We start from the raw sequence: 23565 nt of genomic DNA, 5'->3' as shown, positions 1-23565 counted from the left end.
GTTGAAAGGGCAGGTCGATTCCCGGGGTTGGGGGTGGGTGTCGGCTGCGCTTGGTGGGCCCCTGGTCTGCGGCACGGTAGGCAGATGGGGCGTGGGGTCACCGGTATGGGGGCGGTGAACACATAGGGGTAATTGTCACAGCTTGGTTGCTGTGGTGCAAAGTTTAGGCACTGTGATTTTGATTTTCTTGGCTGCTTTAAGGGGATAGGTACCATCTAAATCGGAAAAACCCACCAGTCAGGTGGGTTTTTCCGATTTAAATGGTCCTTTCCGGGAGCGGGGGGCGGACGTTAGATGCCGGGGCGGGGTGCGTCCGTGTTGTCGGTGAAGACGTCGGGGATCCCGTCGGCGTTCTCGTCCACAGATTCCTTGATGGCAACAGCCTTGTAGTGCTTATTGCGGGCGGAGAGGATGATTGCGCCGAGAATCGCTGCCAGTAGGGAACCGATCATAATGCCGATTTTGGCGTCTTCGGTGTGCAGGGAGCCGGTTTCAAAGGAGAGCTCGGCAACCAGCATGGAGACGGTGAAGCCGATACCGCCGGTGACAGCCAGGCCGATGACGTCGATCCACTTGATGTCAGGGTCAAGGTTGACGCCGCGGAAGCGGGTGATGAGCCAGGTGGTGCCGGTAATGCCGATGGTCTTGCCCAGCACCAGGCCGACCATAATGCCGATAGCAACCGAGTCGGCGAGGGCTGTCTTGAGGCCGTCCCAGCCGCCGATGGCGACGCCAGCGGAGAAGAAGGCAAAGACGGGGACGCAGAAGCCGGTAGAGAGCGGACGCAGGCGGTGTTCCAGGGTCTCGGCGAGGGAGGCGTGGGCGTCGGCCTGCTTGGCCTGGGCTGTCATGCGGACGGGCACGCAGAAGCCCAGAATGACGCCGGCGATAGTGGCGTGGATACCGGATTCGAGGAAGAGGGCCCAGGTGATGAGGCCCAGGGGCAGCAGGATGACCCAGGCGGCCCATTTTTTCTCGTGGAAGAAACGTTCGTGCTTGTGGGTCAACCAGAAATATAGCCCAATGGGAATAATTGAGAAGATGAGGTACCAGGCGTGGAAGTTGCTGGTGTAGAAGAGGGCGATAATGACGATGGCAATCAGGTCATCGACGACGGCCAGGGTGAGCAGGAAGGTGCGCAGGGCGGCGGGTAGGAAGGTGCCAACACCGGCCAGGACGGCCACCGCAAAGGCGATATCGGTGGCGGCGGGGATAGCCCAGCCGTGGACTGCTGTTTCGTTGCCGTGGTTGATGGCGAAGTAGATGATGGCCGGGGTCATGGCGCCGCCGAAAGCAGCTGCGACAGGCACAATGGCCTTGCCGGGGTCGCGTAGGTCGCCCACCACGAATTCTTTCTTCAGCTCCAGGCCTGTGAGGAAGAAAAAGAGGGTGAGCAGACCGTCGGCCGCCCAGAGGTGGACGTTCATCATCAGGTGGCTAAAGCCAGGGATGTTGAACCCGAGTTCGGTATCTCGAATACCCTCGTAGAAGTGGGCCGCCTGGGTGTTAGCTAGGACGATGGCTGCTACGGTGGCGACGAGCAGGATGAAACCACCAACTGATTCCTTTCGCATAATTTCTGATATGCGGCTGGTTTCAGCGTAGGATCCGCGGGAAAAGAGGGCTTCCTGGTGAGGCTCGGTGGACATGCCCCTCCTTATAGGTTGTAGAGGTCGAGTGTTTTCTCTTCTTTAGTTCCCATTATGCTCCTTTAGATTTGCTTTAGCCCTGCTTATCTCACCTGGTATGCGGAAGGGTGCCGCTGACGTCCGTCCGGCCAGCAAAAGGAGTAGGTACCATTTAAATCGGAAAAACCCACCAGTCAGGTGGGTTTTTCCGATTTAAATGGTACCTGCCGGGGACGCTAGACGCCGGGGCGGGGTGCGTCCGTATTGTCCGTGAAGACGTCGGGGATCCCGTCGGCGTTCTCGTCCACAGATTCCTTGAGAGCAACAGCCTTGTAGTGCTTATTGCGGACCGAGAGAATCACAGCACCCAGCAGCGCCGCACTCACCGACGCCGTCAAAATAGCAACCTTAGCCGCGTCATTGTAATCAGACCCCAGGCCGAAAGACAGCTCAGCAATCAGCAGGGAAACCGTGAAACCGATACCGGCCAGGGTGGCCACACCCACAACGTCAATCCACTTAATATCAGGGTCAAGATTGGCGTGACGCAGACGGGTCACCAGCCAGGTAGAAGCAGTAATGCCGATCATCTTGCCGAAAATAAGCGCCGCAATAATGCCGTAAGCAATCGGCTCAGTCACCGCGTCAATAAAGCCCTGGACACCGCCGATAGCAACACCGGCTGAGAAGAAAGCAAAAACGGGCACGCAGAAACCGGCAGAGAAAGGACGGATCCGGTGCTCCATGACCTCAGCCAGGCCGTGGTGGGCATCAGCTGCCTCAGTGCGCTTATTCTTACGCACTGGAATCATAAAGGCCAGAATGACGCCCGCGATAGTGGCGTGAATACCGGAGTTAAGGAACAAGGCCCAAACCACAAAACCAATAGGCAGCAGGATGAACCAGGCCGCGGCGGGGGAGAGGTGGAAGAGCTTCTCCCCCTTGCGGGCCACCAGGGCGTAGAGGGCAATCGGGATAAGGGAGAGCGCCAGGTAGCCGACCTTCAAATCAGTGGTGTAGAAGAGGGCAATGATGGTAATCGCGATTAGGTCATCAACCACAGCCAGGGTCAGCAAGAAGGTGCGTAGGGCGCTGGGCAGGTGGGAGCCAATGACGGCGAGGACGGCCACCGCGAAGGCAATGTCGGTAGCTGCGGGGATAGCCCAGCCCCCGCGGGCCTCAGCACTCCCGGAAAGGTTCACGACGGTGTAAATAATCGCGGGCAGGGCCACGCCACCAGCGGCAGCCACAATAGGCACCAGGGCCTTGCCGGGATTCCGCAGGTCACCCTCAACAAATTCCTTCTTCAGCTCAAGCCCTACCAGGAAGAAGAAAACCGCCAGTAGGCCGTCCGCAGCCCAATGCCCGATGGAAAGTTTCAGCTTCAGATCGCCGATGTAGGTTCCCAGGTAGGTGTCGCGCAGGCCGAAGTAGTGCTCGGCGGCAGCTGAGTTGGCGAAGATGAGGGCGGCAACCGTAGCAACTAGCAGGATGATGCCACCGGTTGATTCCTTGGAAAGGATTTCGGAGATGCGCTGGGATTCCTTGTAGGATCCGCGCGACAGGACGGTGTTGTTTGAGGACATTCGAGGCCTTCGGGGTCGTGTTTCTTGCGTAACCGCCACCCGCCTGACCGCATGGGGGCTGAGGGGCCGGACGCGCTCGCGTCGGCTACCCGGTGCCAGCCGGTAGATGCGGGGTTGGGTTGGCGGGCCGACCAGACTTCCCGGCACACCTTAGTAACCCAGCTTATCAAATGGGTGGGGTGGAATTCTAGTACAGGTGGGCCCAAGGGGGCATGTTCCCGACATTCTCAACAGGTAGGACGGAAACTATTTACATATCAACTTCTCAAGGGCATAGAATAGGGAGGTGGAGAAGGAGCCCGTCGCACAGGCTTTCACCACTCCTATCCTCGAACCTAGTCCCATAGAGAACCACGAGCACACACCATGAGCCCCACCCCCGCACATTCCGAACCCCGCTGGCTGAACGAAACCGAACGCGAAGCCTGGCTCTTCATCTCATCCATCATGTTCAACCTGCCCGGCCAGCTTGAAGGCCAGCTCAACAGGGACTCAAACCTCAGCTTCGTCGAATACATGGTGCTCGCCATGCTCTCCGAAGCCCCCGAGCAGAAGCTCACCATGACAGAGCTGGCTCGCCAAACCAACACCCTCCTGCCGCGTCTCTCCCGCGTCGTCACCCGCCTCGAACAAGACGAATATGTTGAACGCTCCGTCTGGGCCAAGGACCGCCGCGTCTCCATCTGCCACCTGCTCCCCGCCGGTCTCGAAAAGGTCCAAGAAGCCGCCCCCGGCCACGTCGAAGCCGTCCGCAACATCATCTTCGACCACCTCAACACCCGCCAGGTCACTTCCCTGGCCAAAATTGGCGAATCCGTGCTCGGTGACAAACCCAGCTCCATCATCACCGTCTCCCACGCCACCCTCGAAGACGACGCCCCCGCTACCTCTTCATAGGACGCCCTGCCTGGGTAAGGCAGGGGATAAAACATCTCCCTGCGCGGGCCCACCCTGCAAAACAACATAGCTAAGCCTGTAGCATTTTAGTAGCCTGGTAGGACACACTTTGCACTTAACCACCAGGTACCATCTATGAAACTCCGAGCTTTTGCTGCCCGCACCACCACAGCCCTTGCCCTATCAACCCTCACCCTCGCCGTCCTGGCAGGGTGCGGCGCCCCCGCTAATACGGCCTCCGAGACCTCACCCCCCGACGCTACGGCCAGCGCAAGCCCCACCCCCACCCGCAGCCCCGAAGACATCGCCGTCGAAGAAGCAAACGCCCTAGCCGCCTCCTACGACTACACCGGCGCCCTCAAAAAGCTAGACGGTCTCACCGGCGAAGCCGTCGACACCGCCCGCGCCACCATCCAGAAAGCCAAGGACTCCGCCGTCCTCTGGGAAGACAACTCAAAGATCGCCCACGTCTTCGTCCACTCCCTCATCGTCGATACCTCTCTTGCCTACGACGGCGAATACACCGAAGCCGGTTACGACGACTACATGGTCAGCGTCGAAGAGTTCGAAGCAATCCTCGAACAGCTGCACGCTAGGGGCTACGTCCTCATCAACCCCGAATACATTTCAGCCCCCGTCAACGGGGTCATGACCTACCAGGACATCTACCTGCCCGCCGGTAAGAAGCCCCTCGTGCTCTCCCAGGACGACCCCAACTACTACGAATTCATGGAAGGGGACGGCTTCGCCACCAACCTCACCCTCAATGAGAACGGCGAGGTTAAGGCCACCTACAAGCACCCCGACGGCCGCGAGGAAGTCGGCGACTTCGATATGGTTCCCATCGTTGACCGGTTCGTTGCAGAAAACCCCGACTTCTCCTACAAGGGGTCTAAGGGGATTCTGGCAGTGACCGGCTACAACGGGGTCTTCGGCTACCGCACCAGCGCCCTCGAATACCCCGATTCCAAGACCCGTGAAGCTGATATTCAGAAAGCAACCGAGGTCGCTGACGCCCTCAAGGCCGACGGCTGGCGCATCGCCTCCCACTCCTGGGGTCACCCCGCCTACGGTGAAATCACCCCCGCAGACCTTGCTGAGGACGCCCGCAAGTGGGACGCCGAGGTCCGCCCTATCGTCGGTGACACCAACCTGCTGATTTACCCCTTCGGGTCAGACATTGCAGGGCTGGGCAAGTACGAAGGCCCTAAGTGGCAGACCCTCTCAAGCTACGGTTTCAACACCTTCTTTAACGTGGATGCCTCCACGATCGGTTGGGCCCAGCTCTACCCTGAATACCACCGCCAGGCCCGCATCAATTTGGATGGCATCCGCTTCAAGTACGCCCTGGACGGCAAGGAAACCCTCTTGAACGAGTTCATGGACGTTACCCAGGTGGTGGATTACAACCGTCCCAGCCTGAGGGGCCACCAGAAGCACTCCCATTAAGACCTGAGTCTTCTTGGGGCGATACACAGGAGTTATGCACAGGACTTATCCACAGCGTGGATAAGTCCTGTTTCTTTTAAAGACAGGTGCCAAAAGCGGTGCATGAGCGCATGTGGGCTTATCTGGCGGTCAAAATGGGGGGTCAGGACGCCCATACTCGGCTTTCAAGGGCTTCGGCGGTGGGGCTGACTGCGGGTTTATCCTCACCTGTGGATAACTCTGTGAACAATTTCCACTTAAAGCGGGGAAAAGATGGGGTGGGTGTGGGTAAACTGCCTGAAAAGAGCTTCAAGATAGGTGGATTACCCCCTTTAAAGGGGCTTATCCACAGGTTTTATCCACAGCGGTGGATAAGTGACACCCGTGTTATTTTCGAACAACACCCGTGTATTTTCGAACCTCCCCATCGAAAAGAGCTTCATTATCGGGGGCACACCAGGGGCTAGACTCGAAACTCCCACCCGTGTAATTCGAATATCCCCAGATTTATCCCCACCTGTGGATAACTTTCCCAAGGTTTAAGTGGAAAGCTGTGCATAACCCGGGGCGGGGGCGTCCTGACCCTACCCACCCACCCCGTTTTGCCCGTGGCAAAACAAGGGGACTTATCAGGTAACCTCCCGTGACCTGATGCGCCCCAGTGTGTAGAGTTAAACCCAGAAAGACCCGAAGACGGGGCCTTCAACGAAAGGACTAACCATGTCAGAAAAGTACGTTCTGCCGGAACTCGACTACGACTACGCAGCACTTGAACCCCACATCTCAGCCCGCATCATGGAGCTGCACCACTCCAAGCACCACGCCACCTACGTCGGCGGCGCCAACACTGCCCTCGAAAAGATGGAAGAAGCCCGCGAAAAGGGCGACTTCGCCAACATCGGCAAGCTCTCCAAGGACCTCGCCTTCAACCTCGGCGGCCACACCAACCACTCCATCTTCTGGAAGAACCTCTCACCCGAGGGCGGCGACAAGCCCGTCGGTGAACTGGCAGCAGCAATCGACAACGACTTCGGCTCCTTCGACGGCTTCCGCGCCCACTTCGAAAACGTAGCCCTCACCATCCAGGGCTCCGGCTGGGCCATCCTGGCCTGGGACACCGTCGGTAAGCGCCTCGTCATCGAGCAGCTCTACGACCAGCAGGGCAACATCTCCGTCGCCCTGATCCCCGTCCTGCAGCTGGACATGTGGGAGCACGCCTTCTACCTGGACTACCAGAACGTCAAGGGCGACTACGTCAAGGCCTTCTGGAACATCGTTAACTGGGAAGACGTCGCAGCCCGCTTCGACCGCGCAGTCTCCCAGACCAAGGGCCTGATCATCCCCGAGGCATAAACCTCACACCCACCTGATCTCGCAGACGTAAGCCGGGTAGGGCGTCCTGACACCACTCAGGGCACCTGCCCGGCTTTGCCGTACCCACCCCACCTCGGCGCCACAACTAGCCGTAAAGCACCACGAAACACTGTGACCCTGCCCCCCAAACTGGCTATGATGATGTGCAGACAACCAAGGAGCACCCCCTATGCGCCCATCCCGCACACCCCTCGTCGCCACCCTCATGGCAGGTACCCTAGCCCTCAGCGGCTGCGGCCTCTTCGGTGGCGACGACGCCGCCGAAACCCCCACCTCAACATCCACCACTACCACCAGCAGTAAAGGCACCGACGCCGCCCGAGTCATCCGCGTCGTCGACTCCAACACCGTAGAAGTCGACCGCTACGGCAAGACCGTCCAGGTAGACCTGCTCGGTGCCATCACCCCGCAAGAATTCGAGGGTAGCGACGAACAAAAATGCCTGTACCCAGAAGCCAAGGGGCATATGGTTAAGCTCCTGCCCGTTGGAGCCCCCGTCATCCTCACCTACGACCCAGCCATAGGCACCGGCGAAGAGACCGACGACAAGGCCCCCATACAGGTCACCGCCAGCGTCACCCTCGCGGACGGGTCCATCCTCGCAGCCGAGATGGCCCGCGCCGGATACGCCGTGCCCTCCACCGCCGTCAGCGGGCTCGACCAAGAAGCCATCAGCGCAGCCCACACAGAAGCCGACCACCAACAAGCCGGCCTCTACAGCCGCACCGTCGACTGCACCATCCCTGCCCGCCTCGACCGCATCACCAAAGACCTCAACACCGCCCAGGGCCTCGACCTGAAAGGCCCCCTGGACGCCGCCCGAGAACTCACCGACAAACTCAAGAGCTACGAAGGCAACGCTGACGAGCCCCTCCTGGCCGTCATCGCCGGAACCCACTCCGTCAAAAACCAGGTTGACACCCTCAACAGGCTTGTTGACAGCAAGAAAATAGTCTTTGACCTCGCAGAAGAAGCCGACAAGGAACGCCGCGAACGCGAAGAGCGCGAGAAACAAGAACAAGACAACAAGCAGCCCGAAGGGGAGGGGCAGGACGGCGCCGCTGAGGAACAGCCTCACGAGGCAGTAGTCGAAGAACCGCAGCAGCCCGCCACTGAAGAGGCCCCCGCCCCGACGTCGGCCCAGCCAGAACCCACGACCCCGCCAGCCCCGACTGAAGAAGCTACCCGCGAATCGGTCAACCCAAGCCAGGGCGACACCGGGGCATCTAACCCCGCCGAGCCTGCCCCCGGGGACGGCCAAGGCGAATCATCCAGTAACGGCTAAAACCGTCCCCCTGTCAAGCTGGGGCGGGGCCGGACGTCCGCACAAATATGAGGGGCCGCCCCACCGGTTGGTGGGAGCGGCCCCTGCGTGCATACTTAGAAGGTATTAAGGCTGGTCAGTGTGGGAAGTTTCAGCCCGGTAGGCTGCCTCTCGGTACATGCCCAGCGGGCCCTGGTCGGCGAAAGCCTGAGAGTGGTTGTAGCGGTAGAGGCGGGGCGGGCGGTGGCGGGTGCCCTCAACCCGGCGGCCGGTGTCGATAATGGACTTGGACGCTGCAATCTGGCGGCGGAAGTTAGCCGGGTCCAGGGTGCGCCCCAGAATCGCCTCGTAGACCTCCCGCAGCTGGGCCAGGGTGAACTCTTCACCCAGGAAGGAGTGGGCAATGCGGGAGTACTCCACCTTGTTCTGCAGGCGGTAGAGGGCGTATTCCACGATTTCGTTGTGGTCAAAGGCCAGGATAGGCAGCTCGTCGATGGGGAACCAGCGGATGTTCTCGTGGACGCGGGTGCGGTTCACCTCGGTCTGCGGAATGGAGGCCCAGTAAATCACTGACACTACCCGCTCGTGGGTGTCTTCCTCGGTGGGGACGGGCAGGGAGCCACCCTCACGCATGATTTTGTAGTCCGGGGTGCGGTGCACGTCGCCAAAAGCGTAGAGCTGTTCCAGGTAGCCCGGGACGAGCCCGGTTGCCCGCTGGAGGGTGTAACCAGCTGCTTCTTCGAGGGACATGTCGGGCTGGAGGGGTCCACCGGGTAGGGCCCACTGGCCCTTATAGGGTTCGCGGAGGCGACGGACGAGGGGGAGCCAGAGGGAGTGATGGGCCTGGCCCTCCTTGCGACGCAGGGCCAGGATCACCGTGGAAACCGCCAGGGAAACGGAGGCGTGGTCGGCGTCCAGGTGCGCGTCGTGGTGGTCGTGGCCGGTGTGGTGGCTGGTCATGTGGCTCCCCGTCTAGTGCAAGATAAAGTCAAACTGCCCCGAAAGGCTCCCTACTATTCTAGACGGCTAGCTGGGCGGACTTTGGTGTCGTCCGCAGGACAAAACGCGACAGTCTGTACTTAGACCCAAAAGTAGGTGCTGAGGTACCTACCGGTGGGACTAAGTACAGACTGGTGAGCGGTGTTAGTCGATCTGGAGTTCGCCCATCTTGTCCCAGTCGTCGCCGTCAATGACGCGGGAGACAATCTTGGGGGTGGCGGTCAGCCAAGGACGCATGGCCTCCAGGCCCTGGGCGAAGTGGTCGGAGTTGACGTGGGCGGCTGCGGCGTCGTCGTCAAAGGCTTCGACCAGGACGACCTCGTTGGGGTCCTCGACGCTTAGGGACCATTCAAACCACTTGTTGCCCGGCTCGGCGCGGGTGGCCTCGGTGAACTCGCGGGTGGCGGCGAGGAAGCCCTCGCGGTCGCCGTCCTTGATCTGGTACTTCACAACGATAAAAATCATGGGAATACTCCTTGCAGAAATGCATTTTTGTGTATGTCCATCATAGGCGGGGCCCACCCTGACCCGCCACCTACAAGGCCAACGCAGCCGACCACAAGGCTGTAAAGGTCGTTATCTCCCGCGCATAAGAGCTAAACCATCTGCCCCCGCCCCTTCCCACCCCGGCCACCTGGCTGGGGGAAAGCAAGGACGGGGGCTTGTCGGCTTTAAGGGGCCAGGGCAGGGCGCCTGGTACCCGCCCGCACCCGGCTGACCGCCCAGGTCAGCAGGAACCCGGCAATCATGGTCAGCACAATAACGCCACCAGTGGGCAGGTTAAAGGCCCAGGACAGGTACAGCCCCACCGTGGAGGTCACCGCCCCAAAGACCGGGGCAAAAACCATCATGCGCCCCAGGGTAGGGCAGACCAGGCGGGCACTGGCTGCCGGAACCACAATCAAGGCCAGCACCAGCACATTACCCAGGGTCTGCAAGGAAATCACCACCGAAATCGTCACCACCACATAGAGCAGGATATCCAGGGCCAGCACCGGCAGGCCCGCCGCCTTGGCGCTCTCCTTATCCAGGGAAACAGCCACAATCTCCTTATGGAAAAGGCCCAGCACAAGAAGTAGCACCGCCGCAATCACCGCAGCCTGGGCAACGTCCGCCGATGAAATACCAACAATAGAGCCGAAGAGGAAATCCTGCACCGACCCCGAATACCCCGGCGCCAGGGAAATGATGGTGATACCCAGGGCAAAGGACCCGGCAAAGAAAATACCGATCACCGCATCCTCCTTGAGTTTCTGGTTCTGGCTAAAAATTGCCACCAGAATCGCGGTGATCACCCCGGCCACGAGGCCGCCCACCACCAAGGACCCCCCGACCACAAAGGCCACCGCCAGGCCGGGAAAGACCGAGTGGGCAACAGCGTCGCCGATGAAAACCATGCCGCGCATGACCACATGGCAGCCCACCACCCCGGTAATAATCGAGGCAATCACAACAGCCCCCAGGGCCCGCGCCAGAAAAGCCAGGTTGGGGTTGAAAAGGTCTTGGATGAATTCGTAAGGAGTGATCATAGGGCTCGCTCACACCCTTCATGCTGGCCGTGCAGGAAGGCGTAGAGTTCTTCGACGCTGTGTTGTTGGGCGGGGGCATCTACGGCCAGGTTGCCGCGGACGCCCACAATGCGGGTACACCAGGCGCGGGCGGCAATCATGTCGTGGGTCGACATGAGGATAGTGAGCCCGTCAGTGGTGAGGGACCGGTAGAGGGTGTTCAAAAGATCCTGGGTGGGGGCGTCCACACCGGTAAAAGGCTCATCGAGCAGGAGCAGCTGCGGATTGGACGCCAGGGCCCGGGCAAGAAGAACCCGCTGCTTCTGCCCGCCGGATAGTTCGCCGACGACCCGGTCCTTGAGGCCGGTCAGTTCGGCGCGGGCTAGGGCGGAGTAGACGGCCTCCCAGTCGGCCTGGCGGGGGCGGCGGAACCAGCCGATGGCGCGGGTGCGTCCGCTCATAACAGCCTGCTCAACAGTAATGGGGAAGTCCCACTGGAAGAGGTGCTTCTGGGGCACATAGCCAATGCGACCCCGGGCCTTAGCCGGGGGCGCCCCCAGCACCTCAATACGCCCGCCACTGGTGGGAACAAGGCCCAAAATGGAGCGTAGCAGGGTGGTTTTACCAGCCCCGTTGGCCCCGATAAGCCCCACAAACTCACCCGCCTCTAGGGTCAAGGAAAGGTCGGTGAGGACGGGCCGCCCCGGGTACCCTGCCGTAAGCCGGTCAACAGAAAGAACAGGGGAGGTCACTACTGGCCCCCGCCGGAGTGCTTGAAGGCCCGGGCCTTTGCGGCCGATGAGCGGCGGGTCATGAGCACAGCCCCCAGCCCGGCACCCGCAACCAGGAGAATTCCACCCACCACCATGAGGGTGCCCAGGGTGGAAGAATCCTGCCCGGAATCAGAGGCAGCCTGGCTTGCGGAAGAGGCAGGGGCGGACGCAGGGGCAGCGGCTTCCCCGGTTGCTGCAGGGTCCTGGCTGGCCGGGGCGGTAGCGTCCTGCCCGCCCTCGGCGCTCTCGGGTGAACCCAGGGCGGCGGCCCCAGCGAAGACCTCCTCATTGGTGACCGAAGAACCCACCGCAAAGAGCAGACGGGCAGTGTCACTAACGGCAGTTCCATCGGCCAGCTCAGCGTGGGCACGCACCGTCAGGTAGTAGGCACCGGGGGCGGTGAAGACCCAGTTGGCGTGGGTGTGCACATTGGGGTCAACAAAGATGTCCTGCGGGTCGGTGGTGTCAGAAGTCCAGAGCACCTCCGGCGCCCCAAAGGTGCCGTTCTCTAGGTACATGGAGAACCCGCCGGGGCCCTCAACTCCCTCAAGGGTAAAGGTAACACCCCGGCCCAGGCGCTCCACCACCTGGGGATTCTGGGTGTTCCAGCCAGGCCAAACCACCCCGGCCATCTCGGTCTGGGGAATCACATAGACCTGCTCCCCGGGGGCCGCCTGCACAAAGGAATAACGGGAATCATCCGGCACAGCCATCAGGGCAGTATCGTCACCGCGCAGCACCACGTCAGCAGGGTCACGCCAGACCGGCTCGGCCGTCGAATCATCACGGAACATCAGCTCCCAGGAGCCCTCCACAAAGGCCGGGCCCATATCCACATGCCCGGCAGCAATCTCATGCTGGCCGGTCACCACAGGCTCATCGGGCGAAAGGGTCTGCTCCAGGGCACGCTCTTCGGCGCTCTTATTCTCCTCCGTCGCAAAGGCCGCAGGGCCGGGGGCAAGGAGGGTAGGGCCAGTCAAGAGGAGGGCCGCCAGGGCCAGGGCAGAACGGGTTCGGAAAAGAGTAGGCATAGGTATTACTTTCTGGTCGTGGAAGCTGGGGCGGCGCAGGTAGCGATGGTCTGCGCGTTAGTCACCATCATCTGGGCATAGGTGGGGGCCTCGGCGTCGAGGGAATCAGAGTAGAGCTCGCACACCCGCACCCCCACCTCTTCGCCCACCTGCTTGAGCACGGGCGTCCGGGCCATGGAGCCGCGCTCGCCGTAGAGGGCGGGCACTGCCAGGTCGTCGATGGTGCGGCGCAGGCGCTCGCGCTGCTGGATGCTGGGTTCTACCCCGGCGCCGGGGGAGACGTACCCGGCGATGGTCAGCCCGTAGGTGGCTGCCAGGTAGCGGTAGCCGTCGTGGGTGGTGATGAGGTTTTTCTGGCTGTCGCTCAGCCGCCCGTAGATGGAGTGGAGCTCTTGGTCGGTGCGGGTGAGCTCCTCCATGAGGGTGGCGGTGTTGGCCCGGTAGGTGGCGGCCCCGGCCGGGTCGGCGGCGGTGAAGGTGTCACGCATGAGCTGGGCGGCGGCCATGGCGTTGGGAACCGAGTGCCAGATGTGGGGGTCGATTTCCCCGTGGACGTGCTTGCCTAGCACGGCCTGGGCCAGCAGGTAGATTTGGCTGCCGGGCTTGCCGAGGAAGCGGTACTGGGGCCCGGCGGGCAGTTCCTGCAGGGTGCGGGAGGGAACCGCAATGACGGTGGTGGCCGGGTCATATTCGGTGACCTGCCCACCAGAGTCTGTGCGGATGACCAGGCGGCCGGTGTCGAGCTGGGCGGTGAGGTCGGCGTGGCCTGCGTCCAGGATGGTGACGGGCTGGCCGGTCTTTTGCTCTAGGCGGGTGGCAAGCTCGTCGGGGGCGGTTCCGACCGCAAAGTGGACGGTGGTGGCTGGGACGGGGTGGAGCCCCTCTAGGGGGTGCCCATCGGGGGTGAGTGCCTGGGCTTCAAGCTCCAACTGGTATATACCGGGTTGGGTATATGCCCAGGACAGGTGGGTATGTGCCTGGAGGGGCAACTCTGTTGAGCCCAGGGAACCAGCCGCCTGGCCCCCGTCCGCCTGGGAATCTGCCACCATCTCAACGGCCCCAAAGGTGCCGGTGATAAAGGCCGCTAGCTGGCCCGGGCCCTCAGCCCGGGTGGCCCGGAAAACCACCGATGAATCCCGGGCTAGCTCGCGGTCCCGGGGGGCGCCCGAGGTGCGAAGGCCCAGCCAGATTGAATCCAGGGCTGCGTCCTCAACGATAGGGATTAGGGTGCCCCCGTAGCCTTCAATCTCTTCGGCCACCGCTACAGACACCGCCCCTGCCGGAAGATTGGACTCCACCGTGCGAACCAGTTTTTGCTGCTCCAGCAGCAGGCCATTGGTGAAGGCGAGATCAGCGTAGGCAACATCGCGCACATCCCGCAGGGAGGGCTCGTAGGTGTGGGGGTCTGCCCCTGCCGGGACCAGGGAGGTTGCCTGGGCCCGGTCGCCCGCTACAGCTGACGCTAAATCAGCCAGGATGGGGGTTGAGGTCACCACCTTTAAACGGGAGTCGGCCGTATCGGTGGAGCTGCCGGGCACCCCGGCCCCGGCCGCAGAACAGGCGGCCAGAACCAGGGTGTAGGCGAGGGTGGCTAGACCCTTGAGGATGCGGGTCGCCACGGGTTAAGCTCCCCGGGTGCGGCGGCGGGCAGCTACCAGGGCCAGGCCACCGGCCACCAGGGCGAGCAGGCCGCCAAGAGTGAGGGCGGAGATGGCTGAGGAACCGGTGTAGGCCAGCTCCCCACGGGCAGAGGCCTGCTGGGCTTCAGCCAGCTGGCTGGCGGTTAGGTCGCAATCAGCGCCGCTGGCGGTCTTCCCGACGATCCGCACCTGGCTGCCGTCGGGGCGGGTGACAATGCCGGTGGCCTGGTCGACGCTACCGGGCCTGGGGCCCTGCTGGTTCTCCTGGGAGGAACCAGGTGCGGTGGTGGGGGCCTGGGCGGCGGGGGCTTGGGCCTTGTCACCGCGGGGGGCTTGGGCGGCACTCACGTCGCCTACTTCAAAGCGGAGGGTTCCGGTGGCGGTCTGGGTGGAGCCGTCCTTGAGTTTGGCTGACCAGGTCAGGGTCGCGGTGTAGATACCGGGGGCGGTGAAGACCCAGTTGCCGTGCTGGTGGGTGTTGAGCGGTACGGAGAAGGAGTCCCCCACCCCGTTGAAGACGGGGGTGCCCGCACCGCCGAAGTTGCCCGAGAGGAAGACGGAGAGACGGCCCGGGCCCTGGAGGTCGCTCAGGGTCAGGGTGACGGGGCCTGCCGCCTGGTCGACAAGGGCGGGGTTCTGGGTGTTCCAGCCTACCCAGGGGACGTTGGCCTGCTGGGTAGCTCCGATGAGGTAGACCTCGCTCCCTGCCGGGGCGATATGGTCCATGCCTGCCGGGAGTTTGGTCTTGGCGGCATCACCCAGGATGAAGGTGAGGGCCCCGGGCTGCTTCCAGACGGCGGGGGAGGTGCGGTCGTCCTTAACCTGGGCACTCAGGGCCCCACCATTCAGGACGGCTCCAAAGTCGAAGTGGCCGCTGGTGGCCCGGTCGGACCCGGTGTTGGTTGCGGTGACAATGCTAAACCGGGGCTTGGCGGGCAGTTCGGTGAAGGACGCCCGGTTGGCGGTTGGGGTGCTGGCCTCCTGGCCCGCAGCTTGAGCGGCAGCCTGGTCGGCGGTCTTGATGACTTCTTCAGTAGCTAGGCACTGGGCAGGGGCTGATGACCCTGCTGGGGCGCCTGCTACCTGCTGCTGGGGGGCCGGGGCAGCCGGGGCTGCGTGCTGCTGGCCTGCCTGCTGGCTGGGGGCTTCAGGGGCGCGGCCTGCCGGAGTGGTGGGGGCCGGGGCGGCCGGGGCTGGAGCGTTCACAAACTCCGGGTAGGTGGGCTCTGACGGGGCGGGCTGGTCGGTCTCAGAATGACCCGGCGCTGTTTCGCCGGTTGTGGGCTCACTCGGTGCCGGGGTGGTGGGGGCTGGTGCCTCGGGGGTTTGCGGGGCCGGTTCGCTTGCTTCGGGGGCGGGGGTGCCCTCCGGGGAGGGGGCCTGACCCACCACAAAGGTGTAGGTCTGCTCGGAAGAGACGGGGGTGCCGTCGGCCAGGGTGGCGCTGGCTTTGAAGGTCAGTTCGTAGGTGCCCAGGGCGGTGAAGGCCCAGTTGGCGTGGACGTGGGCCCCCACAGGCTGGGTGAGGGCAGGGAGCTTCTCGCGGGAGCTGAAGACCCGGGAGGTGCCAAAGGGGGAGGATTGGAAGACCTCGACGGCACCGCCGTCCGGGGTTTTAGCCCCCACCAGTTCTAGGGTCAGGGCGTCTCCAGCCAGGGAGCCGGGGCGGATATCTTCGGTGTTCCAGCCCGGCCAGATGACGTTTGCAACCTGGGTTTGGGGGGCCAGCCAGATGGTTTGGCCCTCCTGGCCCAGGAAGTCAAAGCCTGCCGGGACCTGGACGCGGGTTTCCCCCTTATCTTCCAGGTTGAAGACGGTGGTGGCAGGATCCAGGCGGGTGCGGGGGGCTCCGGGCAGGTCGGCGTAGGTGAAGAGGTCTAGTTGGCCATTGACCAGGGCCAGGGCGACGGCGTCAGTGTGTTCGGTACGCAGGACGGTGACGGGGGCAGCCTCGGGGCTGGTGGTTGCTGTGACGCTTGCCTCGGGGGTCTGGGTGGCCTCCGTGGCGACGCTGGGGTTGACGGCCAGGGGGCCCAGGGAGAGGCCTAGGGCCAGGGCGGCAACGGAAAAGGGACGGAGGGGAAACTGCATAGGAGGGGTACTTTCTAGTGCTCGTGCAGGTGTGTGTTGAGGGCACAGCAGTGTGCCCTGTTTGCTTTTCTCTGGCACCCACTCTATCTTTAATGATAATCATTCTCAACTCCTTGGGTGGGTCACTGCCGAACCACCCAACCCCACCACCGAGAAAGCACACACCATGCACCAACCAGCCCCCGGCGTCCGCGTCCGAAAAACCCCCGCCCTGACCCTCTCAGCCCTCGCCATCGCCGCCCTCATCGGGTCTTCCATGCCCGCAATTGCAGGCCCCGACGACGGCAAAATCGTCGGCACCCAAGCCCACATCGACGCCCCCCAAACCGTCTGGGAAAACAACAGCTTCAGCCTCTACGGCAAAATGCCCCACGGTGACAAGAACGACGCCCTCGTCCCCTTTGACAAGTCCGTCCTCTGGATCGGCAAGGGCTACTCAGCCCGCGAATCTGCCACCAACCAGTACATCTTCACCGTGCCTGATTCCCCCAACGCCCGCTTCCTGGGCGAACCCGGCCAGCAACTCTACATGGCCCCCTCCCTGCCCTACGGCAACCACAACCCAGCCTGGATCGGCTTCGGGGCAGACACCGACATCCCCATTGAAAACTTCCGCGACGGAACCTTCACCCTGGATTTGCTCAACGTCAAGGGCCCCGGTGTCATGGAGATGTTCACCTACCGCTCCAACTACTTCCCCAACGATGTGCGCCGTATGCTCAGCTCCACCGACCCCGACTTCCAGTCGGCCGTGCTCACCCCCGGCGCCCACACCCACAACTTCACTACCTTCTCCCGCCCCGGCCGCTACGAGGTCACCTACCGCACCGTCGCCCGCGGGCTTGACGGCCAGACCATCGAATCCAAGCCCACCACCGCCGTCTGGCAGGTGGGCGGCAGCCGCCCCGTGGACGGTGAGGGGATCGCAACCGAAGCCCCCCTGATTGACACCTATAACAAGGCCCTCACCACCCCCCTCACCAGGGAAAACTACAGCCTGACCCTGGCCCCCAAGGCCGTCCACGAAAAGGACGGCGACCAGCACCTCACCGACATCAGCTTCGACGCCGGCCGCACCGACGTCTCCGGCACCCTCACCCTCTACAACCAGGGCTACTTCCTCACCGACGTGCGCGTTGAGGGCGGCAAGGCCACCTGGTCAGAAATGCTAGGTTCCCTAGATTCCCAGATCCAGGGCGTCTTCATTCCGGACGGCGCCGCCGCAGCCCCCGGCGCCACAGCCGCCAAGTGGGTCACCCCCGCCCTCACCTACACGACCGGCGGGACCGTCTCCGTCCGCTCAGCTGCAGGGGAAGGCACCTGGCCTACCCCCGTCAACGACCCCCGCAACACCGTCCTGCCCACCGGCCACCACCAGCTAACCAGCGGCGACTACACCGTCAGCGTCGCCCCCTCCGACAAGGAAGGCTACAACCTGGTCCAGGTTAAGTTCGCCGACCCCACCGTCAGGGCCTACCTCCACGCAGGCATGTACCGCAACGCAGACTCAGCCTCAGGCTCAGCCAACTGCTACACCTTCGTCGATAACGGGACCGCCAGCTGCTACCTCAGCGCCGCCAGCTGGCTCAAAAACCACCACCTGATCCTGGCTATCACCCCCCACCCTGACATGGACGCCCGCACCGCCCGGCATACCGTCACCAGCGAATACCAGCCCGGGCAGGGCTACACCACAGCAGACAGCCTGACCCTTACCGAGCCCGTCCAGCAGCCGACCCCCAGCCCCGAGCCTAGCCCGGAACCGAGCCCTGAACCCAGCCCGACTCCTTCACCGGAGCCCAGCCCGGCCCCCAGCATCGAGCCGACCCCGGCCCCGTCCCCGGCCCTGCCCGCCCAGCAGTGCCAGGCCCCTGACCTGGCCGGCCGCTACCTGCTCACCGACGGGCACGTCGACATCAAGGCCACCCTCGCCGGGGGTGCCCTGGCCCTGGCCCTCAAGGACGAAACCCGACAAATCACCACCGACACCACCGAACGCTCCCTCAACGAGGTCGCTTTCGGGGTGGCCGAGGCAGCCCGCTTCACCCGCACCCCCCAGCTCATGGCCCCCGAACTAGACTTCCTCGGCCCAGCAGGAAGCGAATTCTACGGCCTGCCCCAAACCCAGCAACCCGGAATCATCTGGCCCGGCTGGAACACCCAGGACGTCGACTACAGCCAGCTGACCGGGCCCGTCACCCTGCACCTGGTCCCCAAGACCCTGCCCCAGGGGGCCTCCTACGGGGTCTACGAACAGGACTTCGCAGGTGCAGTGACCCTCCACGCCGTCGGCGGGGCCGCCCTAGAGCAGGCCAAGACCGCCATCAGCATTGACTTCGCCACCCACGCCCACGCCAACTGGGTCTTCACCACCCCCGGCACCTACGCCTTCGACGTCTACTACAGCGCCCCGCTGCCGGACGGCACTACCGCCCGCAGCGAAACCCAGCAGACCGTATTTGCCGTCGGCCAGCAGGCCATCGACGACTGCCTCACCGCAGTTGCAGAGCCCAGCCCTGAACCGACTGTTGAGCCGACTGTAGAACCCAGTGCTGAACCGACTGTTGAGCCCAGCGTCGAACCTAGTGCCGAGCCGACTGTGGAGCCCAGCGTCGAACCCAGTGTTGAACCGACTGTAGAACCCAGTGTTGAACCCAGCGTCGAGCCGACCGGTCAGCCCAGCCCTGTGCCGAGTGCCGACCCCAGCAGCCTGCCCGTCTTTGCGCCCCAGCCGGCCCCTGCCCCTAGCACCAGCAGCCAGCCTGATCCCACCCCCGGCGCCACTTCAGGGGCAAGCCAGTCCGCAACCCCCGGCGTCCAGGCGGATACCCCGAACGGTGGTGCCGGAACCCAGCAGGGCTTCCAGCCTGCCGCCCAGCCTGCAGGTAGCCAGCCTGCTGCAAGTGGCGGGGTGCTTGCCTCCACCGGTGCCCAGGTGGCCGGTCTTGGCCTAGCTGGACTCGCAGCCCTGACGGCTGGCGTCCTGACCCTGCGCCGCCGCCAGCGCTAGGCCCCACAACCCCGTGCGGGTGAATCTACCGCCCGGCAGTTAGGCCCCGGAAGTATCCTGAGTTGACTGCCGGGCGGTCCTGTCTTTGAGGGCCTCTCGGGGGCAGGGCTTGAGAAACATCTTGCGATTGTTCAACAATTGTGTAATCTATCTCTATGACCTAGAACGCACCGGCGCCCCCTCAAGAGGGTCGGCCGCCCGTAGCGTCCTCCAGAGACAGGGAGTAACACACATGGCTGACGCCCTCATCATCCCCAAGGAACAGGCCGAGAAAGGCCGCCGCACCGCCCTCCTCGGCGCCCTCTTCCTCATGGCCACCAGCGCCATCGGCCCCGGCTTCATCACCCAGACCGGCCAATTCACCTACCAGATGGGCGCAGCCTTCGCCTTCGCCATCCTGGTCTCCATCCTCATCGACATCGCCGTCCAGCTCAACGTCTGGCGCGTCATCGGCGTCTCCGGCATGAAAGCCCAAGAACTCGCCAACTCCGTCCTACCCGGCCTCGGAATCTTCCTCGCCGTCCTCGTCGCCCTCGGCGGCTTCGTCTTCAACGTCGGCAACGTCGCAGGCGGTGGCCTGGGTCTGAACTCCATGCTCGGCCTGGACGCCACCACCGGCGGTATCGTCACCGCCGTCCTGGCCATCGGCGTCTTCCTCTCCAAACGAGCCGGTGTAGCCCTGGACCGCATTGTTGTCGCCCTCGGCGCCGTCATGATCCTGGCAACCCTCTACGTCGCGATTGTCTCCAACCCGCCCGTCGGTGAAGCCCTCAAAAATACCGTCATTCCCAGTGAAGTGAACTTCACTGTTATTACCACCCTGGTTGGCGGCACCGTGGGCGGCTACATCACCTACGCCGGTGCCCACCGCATGCTCGACGCCGGAATCTCAGGCACCGAATACGTCAAGGACATCTCCCGCTCCTCCGTCACCGGCATTATCATCACCGGTATCATGCGCTTCCTCCTCTTCCTCGCCATCCTCGGCGTGGTAGCCACCGGCTACGCCTTCGACACCGAAAAGTCCATCGCAGGCCAGGCCTTCGGCGTCGCCGCCGGTGAAATGGGCACCCGCCTCTTCGGCCTCATCCTCTGGGGCGCAGCGATCTCCTCCGTTATCGGCGCCGCCTTCACCTCGGTGTCCTTCCTGACCTCCTCCAAGACCTCCGTGACCGTCAAAAACGCCCTGACCATCGGCTTCATCGTCGTCTCAACCATCGTCTTCGTTATCGCCGGTAAGGCCCCCGCCACCTTGCTGATCGTTGCCGGTGCCGTCAACGGTCTGATCCTGCCGGTCGGTTTTGCGGTTCTGCTGTTTGTGGCAACCTTCCGCGCCAAGACCCTGCTCAAGGGTTACGCCTACCCCGTCTGGCTCATCGCCATCGGCTGGATCTCCTGGCTGCTCACCATCTACCTGGGCTACAAGTCCCTCAGCGGTATCGCCGCCCTCTGGGCCGGCTAAACCCCGCCCCTGCCACCTAGACCGGTAGTACACAAGGACGCACCCGCCCCACCTTTCACCACGAAAGGCGGGGCGGGGGCGTCCTTGACGCTTTAAAACCCTTGCGTGAAGTAGTTGCGGGACTCCACCAGGTACTCCCGCAGGTAGGCGCGGGCGGCCTCCTTCTGGCCAGATTCAATGAGGGCAAGGAGGTGGGCGTTGCGCTCCACATAGGGGGCGTGGAAACCCGGCACCGTCACCTGAGAAAAGAAGAGCAGACGCATTTCGGCCAGGATCCGTGACATCGCCTGAGTCAGGCGGGCAGATCCGGCATGATCAACCAGGGCCCGGTGAAAATCCTGGTTAGCGCTCGCCATACCCGTCACCGACCCGCGCACCCGGGCCTCCTGAGCCCGCGCCAGGGCCCGGTGGGCCTGGGGGATAGGGCCTGCCGGTGCAATATCCAGGGCAGCCGCCTGAATTGCCCAGCGCTCAATAAATAAATCGGCAACCTGTTCCGGGCCGGGCTTAGCCACAAACACCCCCCGGTTAGGGATACGCTCCACCAGGTTCTGGGCCTCCAAGAGGGTAAAGGCCGCCCGCAGGGTATTCCGGGAAACACCCAGGGTGCCCGCCAGGTGCTCCTCAGTGAGCTTAGACCCGGGGGTCAGGGCCCCGGCGTCCATCGCGGTACGCAGGGTATCCGCCGCCCAATCAGTGGTCTGGGCATGACTCGGCCGGGTGCGGGCAATCTCAGCCAGAGAAGGGGCGAGGTCAATGGTAGTGGTCTCGGGGTTCACCGTTTCAAGTGTAGTTGTGACAATCTCAAAAAGGGCGTGAGCCACACAAATTGTTATCTTGTCTCTGAGGCTATATGTATGGCTTACCGGCGTGCCCGAACCCATAGCGATATGACAGCTCACTATTTTGAGAAGTATCTGAGCGACATAGCTCGAGTGTATGAATTTTAAAAAGGTGACCCCCACCTGCCGTAGCCACAGTGGGGGTCGAGTTGCTGTGATGCTATAAGCACCAGGGCTAACTCTACTGCTTACAGTATCTCGAAAAGTAGCGCTAAATTCAAGGGTGGGGTGTCAATACACTGATTACCCCCGTGCACTCGTTTTTGTCGAAATCCTACTCAAAAACCACCAGCACCTGGCCTGCGGTCAGGCGCTCGCCTGCCTGGGCGGGGAGCTCAGCAACGGTACCGGCAGTTTCAGCTAGCACCGGAACCTCAGTCTTCATGGCCTCCAGTAGGGCCACCTGGTCACCGGAGGCTACCTCATCGCCCACAGCAACGGTGTACTTGAGCAGGGCCCCGCCCATAGGCGCCAGAACCTGCCCGGCACCCGCCTGCCCCTGCCCGCTGGCTGGGGCGACGGCGTCCGCGCCCGACCCCAAAGAAGCAAACACTGAATCGGGCAGACCCACCCTGTGCGGGGTGCCGTCAATTTCCAGGGTGAAGCGGGTGACGCCGGTGCCCGGGAAGACACTGGCACCCACCGGCAGCAGGGGCTGACGGTAGCCCTGGGCAGGTTCGGACGCCAGGAAAGAATCCTCAATCCAGGTCGTGTAGACCCCAAAGTCCCCGTTCTCGGCGGTAAAGGCCGGGGCCTCAAGCACCTGTCGGTCAAAGGGCAGGACGGTCGCCACCCCGGCGATATCCATCTGGGCCAGGGCGAAGCGGGCCCGGCGCAGGGCCACCTCGCGGGTCGGGCCGGTGACAATCAGCTTAGCCAGCATAGAGTCAAACTCACCGCTGACCACAGAGCCCGGACGCACCCCGGCGTCCCAGCGGATTCCGGGGCCAGAGGGCACGGTGATGGACTCAAGACGGCCAGCTGCGGGCAGGAAGCCCCGAGCCGGATCCTCGGCATTGATGCGGAACTCAAAGGCATGGCCAACCGGCTCAGGAGTCTCGGTAAAGGGCAGGGGCTTGCCCGCTGCGATATCAAGCTGCATGGCTACCAGGTCAACGCCGGTGACTTCCTCAGTGACCGGGTGCTCCACCTGAATGCGGGTGTTGACCTCCAGGAAGGAAATGGTGCCATCAAGGGCCACCATAAACTCGGCAGTACCCACACCCACGTACCCGGCAGCCCGGAAAATCTCAGCGGACGCCCGCTCAATCTGAGCCCGCTGCTCTTCGGTGAGGAAGGGGGCAGGAGCCTCCTCAATCAGCTTCTGATTACGACGCTGCAGAGAGCAATCGCGGGTTCCCACCACCACCACATTGCCGTAGGAATCAGCTGCCACCTGGGCCTCCACGTGGCGGGGCTTCTCTAGGAAACGCTCAATGAAGCACTCCCCGTTGCCGAAAGCAGCTACAGCCTCCCGCGAAGCCGAGATGAAGGCGTCCTCCACCTCGCCCAGCTCCCGCACGATACGCATACCGCGCCCGCCACCACCGTGGGCGGCCTTAATAATAGAGGGCAAGCCGTGCTCCTGAGCAAAGGCACGGGCCTCCTCGGGGGAGGCCACAGGGCCGTCCGACCCCGGCGCCAGCGGGGCACCCACCGACTGGGCCAGCTCGCGGGCCTTAACCTTATCGCCCAGGGCCTCGATAGTTTCGGGGGCAGGGCCAATCCAGGTTAGACCAGCGGCCATTACTGCCCGGGCAAAATCAGCGTTCTCCGCCAAAAAACCGTAGCCGGGGTGAACATCGGTAGCCCCCGAGGCCACCGCAACCGCCAGGACTTTCTCCATATCCAGGTAGGTTTCGGCCGGGCCGGTGCCCTCCAGGGCGTAGGCCTCATCGGCCAGGGCGGTGTGCAGGGCCTCGGCGTCCGAATCGGCGTAGACCGCCACCGACGCGATACCCTGGGCGGCGCAGGCGCCAATAATACGGACGGCAATTTCGCCACGGTTGGCAACGAGAACTTTACGCATGTG

Annotated in this window: 17 protein-coding genes; 6 read left to right on the top strand and 11 right to left on the bottom strand. The window is 63.1% G+C overall.

Translation table 11 applies throughout. From position 1 onward, the window contains the following. Nucleotides 1-290: 290 nt before the first annotated feature. Together nhaA (L7A15_RS09020) and nhaA (L7A15_RS09015) are read right to left on the bottom strand one after the other, a co-directional pair. Entirely contained in the window at nucleotides 291-1649 is a 1359-nt protein-coding gene (nhaA, locus tag L7A15_RS09020) for a Na+/H+ antiporter NhaA (RefSeq protein WP_237208433.1), read from the bottom strand. Between the two features lie 215 nt (nucleotides 1650-1864). Next, a complete protein-coding gene (nhaA, locus tag L7A15_RS09015; RefSeq protein WP_237188781.1) occupies nucleotides 1865-3214 on the bottom strand; it encodes a Na+/H+ antiporter NhaA in 1350 nt (449 codons plus the stop codon). Between the two features lie 366 nt (nucleotides 3215-3580). On the opposite strand from nhaA (L7A15_RS09015), the gene L7A15_RS09010 reads away from it, so the two are divergent. From L7A15_RS09010 to L7A15_RS08995, 4 genes are all read left to right on the top strand, one after another. Further along, complete coding sequence (locus L7A15_RS09010; RefSeq protein ID WP_237188782.1) at nucleotides 3581-4111, top strand: MarR family winged helix-turn-helix transcriptional regulator; 531 nt, start codon at nucleotides 3581-3583, stop codon at nucleotides 4109-4111. 135 nt (nucleotides 4112-4246) lie between these two features. After that, nucleotides 4247-5560, top strand: coding sequence for a polysaccharide deacetylase family protein (locus L7A15_RS09005; RefSeq protein ID WP_237208434.1), 1314 nt, complete (start codon nucleotides 4247-4249; stop codon nucleotides 5558-5560). A 699-nt stretch (nucleotides 5561-6259) separates the two neighbouring features. Continuing rightward, a complete protein-coding gene (locus tag L7A15_RS09000; RefSeq protein ID WP_135012588.1) occupies nucleotides 6260-6892 on the top strand; it encodes a superoxide dismutase in 633 nt (210 codons plus the stop codon). 190 nt (nucleotides 6893-7082) lie between these two features. Continuing rightward, entirely contained in the window at nucleotides 7083-8198 is a 1116-nt protein-coding gene (locus tag L7A15_RS08995) for a thermonuclease family protein (RefSeq protein ID WP_237208435.1), read from the top strand. 105 nt (nucleotides 8199-8303) lie between these two features. On the opposite strand, the gene L7A15_RS08990 is transcribed toward L7A15_RS08995, so the two are convergent. The 7 genes from L7A15_RS08990 to L7A15_RS08960 all read right to left on the bottom strand — a co-directional run bounded on the left by L7A15_RS08990 (nucleotide 8304) and on the right by L7A15_RS08960 (nucleotide 16219). After that, nucleotides 8304-9137 (bottom strand): NUDIX hydrolase, encoded by an 834-nt coding sequence (locus L7A15_RS08990; protein WP_237208436.1) that lies wholly within the window; start codon nucleotides 9135-9137, stop codon nucleotides 8304-8306. A 183-nt stretch (nucleotides 9138-9320) separates the two neighbouring features. After that, the gene (locus tag L7A15_RS08985) at nucleotides 9321-9641 is read right to left on the bottom strand and encodes a putative quinol monooxygenase (RefSeq protein ID WP_237201418.1); all 321 of its coding nucleotides are present in this window, start codon (nucleotides 9639-9641) and stop codon (nucleotides 9321-9323) included. Between the two features lie 206 nt (nucleotides 9642-9847). Next, nucleotides 9848-10705, bottom strand: coding sequence for an anchored repeat-type ABC transporter permease subunit (locus tag L7A15_RS08980; protein ID WP_237201419.1), 858 nt, complete (start codon nucleotides 10703-10705; stop codon nucleotides 9848-9850). Next, complete coding sequence (locus L7A15_RS08975; RefSeq protein WP_237201420.1) at nucleotides 10702-11436, bottom strand: anchored repeat-type ABC transporter ATP-binding subunit; 735 nt, start codon at nucleotides 11434-11436, stop codon at nucleotides 10702-10704. Before L7A15_RS08975 ends, L7A15_RS08980 begins: the two co-directional genes overlap by 4 nt. Further along, nucleotides 11436-12488, bottom strand: a complete 1053-nt coding sequence (locus tag L7A15_RS08970; RefSeq protein ID WP_237201421.1) for a choice-of-anchor M domain-containing protein — start codon at nucleotides 12486-12488, stop codon at nucleotides 11436-11438. Before L7A15_RS08970 ends, L7A15_RS08975 begins: the two co-directional genes overlap by 1 nt. Before the next feature lie 5 nt (nucleotides 12489-12493). Further along, nucleotides 12494-14107 carry an anchored repeat ABC transporter, substrate-binding protein gene (locus L7A15_RS08965; protein WP_237208438.1) on the bottom strand — a complete coding sequence of 538 codons (1614 nt, stop codon included), beginning with the start codon at nucleotides 14105-14107 and terminating at the stop codon, nucleotides 12494-12496. 3 nt (nucleotides 14108-14110) lie between these two features. Next, nucleotides 14111-16219, bottom strand: a complete 2109-nt coding sequence (locus L7A15_RS08960) for a TIGR03773 family transporter-associated surface protein (protein WP_237208439.1) — start codon at nucleotides 16217-16219, stop codon at nucleotides 14111-14113. Nucleotides 16220-16385: 166 nt separating this feature from the next. Here L7A15_RS08960 and L7A15_RS08955 point away from each other — a divergent pair, with 166 nt between their 5' ends. Then, nucleotides 16386-19229 (top strand): choice-of-anchor M domain-containing protein, encoded by a 2844-nt coding sequence (locus tag L7A15_RS08955; RefSeq protein ID WP_237208440.1) that lies wholly within the window; start codon nucleotides 16386-16388, stop codon nucleotides 19227-19229. 232 nt (nucleotides 19230-19461) lie between these two features. Beyond that, nucleotides 19462-20691: an NRAMP family divalent metal transporter gene (locus L7A15_RS08950; RefSeq protein ID WP_237208441.1), complete on the top strand. Its 1230-nt coding sequence runs from the start codon at nucleotides 19462-19464 to the stop codon at nucleotides 20689-20691. A gap of 92 nt (nucleotides 20692-20783) precedes the next feature. Here the strand turns inward: L7A15_RS08950 and L7A15_RS08945 are convergent, their stop codons facing one another. Both L7A15_RS08945 and L7A15_RS08940 read right to left on the bottom strand, forming a co-directional pair. Then, nucleotides 20784-21515: a GntR family transcriptional regulator gene (locus tag L7A15_RS08945; protein WP_237208442.1), complete on the bottom strand. Its 732-nt coding sequence runs from the start codon at nucleotides 21513-21515 to the stop codon at nucleotides 20784-20786. Between the two features lie 292 nt (nucleotides 21516-21807). After that, nucleotides 21808-23562, bottom strand: a complete 1755-nt coding sequence (locus tag L7A15_RS08940; protein ID WP_237208443.1) for an acetyl/propionyl/methylcrotonyl-CoA carboxylase subunit alpha — start codon at nucleotides 23560-23562, stop codon at nucleotides 21808-21810. Nucleotides 23563-23565 lie beyond the last annotated feature (3 nt).

The organism is Rothia nasimurium, assembly GCF_928391935.1.
GTDB classification, from domain to species: domain Bacteria; phylum Actinomycetota; class Actinomycetes; order Actinomycetales; family Micrococcaceae; genus Rothia; species Rothia nasimurium_D.
This window is presented reverse-complemented; position numbering and strand designations above follow the sequence as displayed.

Coding starts and splice junctions, on each gene's coding strand:
- L7A15_RS09005 (WP_237208434.1), top strand. CDS start 4,247: ATGAAACTCCGAGCTTTTGCTGCCCGCACCACCACAGCCCTTGCCCTA.
- L7A15_RS08980 (WP_237201419.1), bottom strand. CDS start 10,705: ATGATCACTCCTTACGAATTCATCCAAGACCTTTTCAACCCCAACCTG.
- L7A15_RS09000 (WP_135012588.1), top strand. CDS start 6,260: ATGTCAGAAAAGTACGTTCTGCCGGAACTCGACTACGACTACGCAGCA.
- L7A15_RS08985 (WP_237201418.1), bottom strand. CDS start 9,641: ATGATTTTTATCGTTGTGAAGTACCAGATCAAGGACGGCGACCGCGAG.
- L7A15_RS08960 (WP_237208439.1), bottom strand. CDS start 16,219: ATGCAGTTTCCCCTCCGTCCCTTTTCCGTTGCCGCCCTGGCCCTAGGC.
- nhaA (WP_237188781.1), bottom strand. CDS start 3,214: ATGTCCTCAAACAACACCGTCCTGTCGCGCGGATCCTACAAGGAATCC.
- L7A15_RS08970 (WP_237201421.1), bottom strand. CDS start 12,488: ATGCCTACTCTTTTCCGAACCCGTTCTGCCCTGGCCCTGGCGGCCCTC.
- L7A15_RS08955 (WP_237208440.1), top strand. CDS start 16,386: ATGCACCAACCAGCCCCCGGCGTCCGCGTCCGAAAAACCCCCGCCCTG.
- L7A15_RS08950 (WP_237208441.1), top strand. CDS start 19,462: ATGGCTGACGCCCTCATCATCCCCAAGGAACAGGCCGAGAAAGGCCGC.
- L7A15_RS08990 (WP_237208436.1), bottom strand. CDS start 9,137: ATGACCAGCCACCACACCGGCCACGACCACCACGACGCGCACCTGGAC.
- L7A15_RS08995 (WP_237208435.1), top strand. CDS start 7,083: ATGCGCCCATCCCGCACACCCCTCGTCGCCACCCTCATGGCAGGTACC.
- L7A15_RS08940 (WP_237208443.1), bottom strand. CDS start 23,562: ATGCGTAAAGTTCTCGTTGCCAACCGTGGCGAAATTGCCGTCCGTATT.
- L7A15_RS09010 (WP_237188782.1), top strand. CDS start 3,581: ATGAGCCCCACCCCCGCACATTCCGAACCCCGCTGGCTGAACGAAACC.
- nhaA (WP_237208433.1), bottom strand. CDS start 1,649: ATGTCCACCGAGCCTCACCAGGAAGCCCTCTTTTCCCGCGGATCCTAC.